The sequence below is a fragment of the Stenotrophomonas sp. 05L44_2 genome (assembly GCF_056665995.1).
In genome coordinates this window covers 1-2,924 of sequence record NZ_JBFTNR010000534.1, presented here as the reverse complement: position 1 = coordinate 2,924, position 2,924 = coordinate 1, and the positions used below count along the sequence as shown (strand labels likewise).

The 2,924-nt window shown below is 64.3% G+C and carries 2 protein-coding genes; one reads left to right on the top strand and one right to left on the bottom strand.

Going from position 1 to position 2,924, the window contains the following annotated elements; all coding sequences use genetic code 11:
• On the top strand, nucleotides 1-2,126 hold a 2,126-nt coding region (locus AC1VAN_RS16990; RefSeq protein ID WP_480986268.1), incomplete at its 5' end, for an XVIPCD domain-containing protein.
• A gap of 33 nt (nucleotides 2,127-2,159) precedes the next feature.
• Here the strand turns inward: AC1VAN_RS16990 and AC1VAN_RS16985 are convergent.
• Nucleotides 2,160-2,759, bottom strand: coding sequence for a hypothetical protein (locus AC1VAN_RS16985; RefSeq protein ID WP_442251590.1), 600 nt, complete (start codon nucleotides 2,757-2,759; stop codon nucleotides 2,160-2,162).
• Between the last annotated feature and the right edge of the window lie 165 nt (nucleotides 2,760-2,924).

The window sequence follows — 2,924 nt, the reverse complement described above, 5'->3', positions numbered from 1 at the left end:
GCGCGGAATGGGTCGCTGCTCGCTCGGCGCTGTCTACCGGGCCTCGTCTGTTCGCCGATCTGCCTGCGCCAACTCCGCATTCAACGCTGCAACCGGGCGCGCCACGCGGGCCTCCGGGTGCGGCAACAGCAGCCGAAGCTGTCCCCCACGGCGTAAACCCCGGCATGAAGGCCTTGGGCGTTGCCGGCGTCGCCTTGATGGCGCATGACTTCGCCACCTCCGGCCATAAATGGGTGGAACTGAACTCGCAAGGAAACACCGCAGGCGCAGACTCAACCTCGGCGCACTTCGTCGGCCGCAACCTGGGCGGCGCGCTCGGCGGCTTCGCAGCAGGTGCAGGCGTTGGCCTTGTATCCGGCTCGTGGACGGGCCCGGGCGCTTTCGTCGCTGGCATCGGTGGCGGTGTGCTGGGCGCCCATCTGGGTGAGAAGTGGGCCGAACAGAAGGACATCGAGCGGGTCTATATCCAGCAGGATCCATTGCAGCGCACCTGGGCGCGCAACCCGGCAGACCCGGATGGCCGCTGGTTGCGCAGCGCCGAGCAACAGCAAGTTCAGAGCGCTGATCTGGGGACTGGCGTGGAAGTACGGCCAGTACAAACGGCGCAGGGCGCCGATGTCACCTTCAGCGCCGACTATGTGGCCACTGGCACGCTGGAGCGCCAATTGAACTGGCAGGCCGCCCGCGCCTCCTACGAGCTGGGCCTGGCCAACCTTCCGCCGCCACGGGATCCCTATCGACTGAGTGCCAGCGGCTTGAAAGAGCCGCCACCCAGCGCCTTCGAGACCGGAAGAGAGTTCGTGCGCGACACCGTATCGCGGCAATGGGAGCTGGAGATAAAGGAGGTCGTAGATGGGCGCACGCCCATCACGCGCCGCGAGCCTGTTCCGCCGGAACGCGAACCCGCCTTGGATGAGCAGTCGCGCACCGTCATCGCACAGAACGCGGCCAACACCAAGGCGGCCGTGGCCGCGCGGTACATGGTGGCCCACGAGCAAGGCCGTTGGAGTGATTTCGGCGACGCCCAGAACCCGTCCATCCCGCAGGCAATCCGCGATGCGCAGGACAGCGCCAACACTCTGCGTGCGAGCGACGGCCGTAGCTACAGCCGCCAGGCGGATGGCCAGTGGCTGCACGAGGGCGTGGTCTACAACAGCCAGGCCAATCGCAACGTCGGCGATGAACTGGAAATCACTTGGCAGAGCCAGAACGCCGGCATTGCGGACATGGGCAGGATGGCCGAACAGATCAAGGCCACCGTGCACATCGCGCCTGAGGGTGTGCGCGGGCAGGTGGAATCGCTGTACGCGAAACATGGCATTCCGCGCACCGAGGAGCAGCTTGCCGCCACCACCGCCGCAGTTGAACAGAATCTTGCCGCCGTTGGAAAACAGGCCGACATCACGCTGGAGCTGATGCCCGATCCACGCACACACGCGCCCAGCCCGGACAGCGCCATCGCGTCCTTCGGCACTGCAGCGGGCAACCGCATGGTGCTGACCTCCACCACCACCGTGGAGGACATGGCGAGGATGCAATCGGTCCATCGGTCGCCATCCCCTCCCCTGCCGCAGGCAGAGGGACAGCAACGCGAACAACCGACTATCCCCGCCGTGGTGCAGGAGCAGGAACACCCCGCCCATGCGGCGTACGACCAGGCACGCAAGGCCGTGGAGGATTCCCAGACCGCAGGTGGCCCGCTGTCGCCGGGTCACCCTGACCACCCGCTCTACGAGCAGATACGCGACGGTGTTGCGGCACTGGATGCCAAACACGGGCGCAGCTTCGACGCGATCAGCGAGCGGATGAGCGCCAGCCTGTTGGTGCTGGCCAAAGACAACGATCTGTCGCGCGTAGACCACGTGCTGCTGAGCAACGCGACCGTGCAGAACCCTGCCGGACACACGGTATTTCTGGTGCAGGGCGAGTTGAATGATCCTTCGCATGCACGGGCCTCGATGCCGACAGCGCAGGCCGCTCAGACACCAGTCGAGCAATCGCTTCAGCAGTACGAGAGCGTGAGCCAGGATGCCCAGCAGCGCGCCATGAGCCGTGAGCTTGAGCAGCAGTCACAGGAGGAGCGCATGCAGCAGGAAGTGAGGGCACGGGCGGCGAGTATGGGGTGATCGCCACGCGCGAAGCCTTGGCTGGCACCGGCTCTACTTCACGTTGTAGTTGGCGACGAGAAGCTCGATGTTGAGATGTGCAACTTCCGGGTTGCCCTGAAGGCTGGTCACTTTCAGCCGGTACTTCCCGGCTGTCAGATTTCCAGAATCGGCACGGGCCACCTCGTATTCCCGGTAGGCCAGTGACATATCGTACTTTCCTGCATTAACCAGACTGTTCGAATCCGCGCCGACGGCATTCCTGTATTCGAATACATCGCCCTTGGCCGGTTGATATCGGCTGCCCTGCCACACAGCGGGCAGATCGCGATTCAAGGCGTGCAGCGCGATGGGCATCTCGGTGTTGCCATCCAGCTTCCACAGCCGCACCTTCAAGGGAATCCGGGCGTCTTCAAGAAAGTCGACATCTCCCTGTTTCATGTCCGGACGCTTGGCAGGCCCACCGGTACGGAAGCCGATCAGGAACGTGCGAGGTCTGGGGTCCTTCTCCCAGGGCGGCGGCAGTTCAAAACGCGCCTCTACCGTTGCACCTGCGTGGACTAGATCCATTGGCTTGGCGAGGGGGAAACCATCGCCATACATCTGGGGTGCCTGGGTGCCACAGCCGCCCATAAGCAGGGGCAACAGCACCATCCATGGCCTCAGTGGGTGTCGCATCCGTTCCTCACATTCGGGCACTCACTTGTCGGCAGTTTATACACCGCACCGGCCTGCAGGACCTGAACTGGCTTCACACATCCCAGCGCTGGGGTGGGAATGTCTACTGGGAGCAGCCATGCGTTGGCGAGTCCTTAAGCC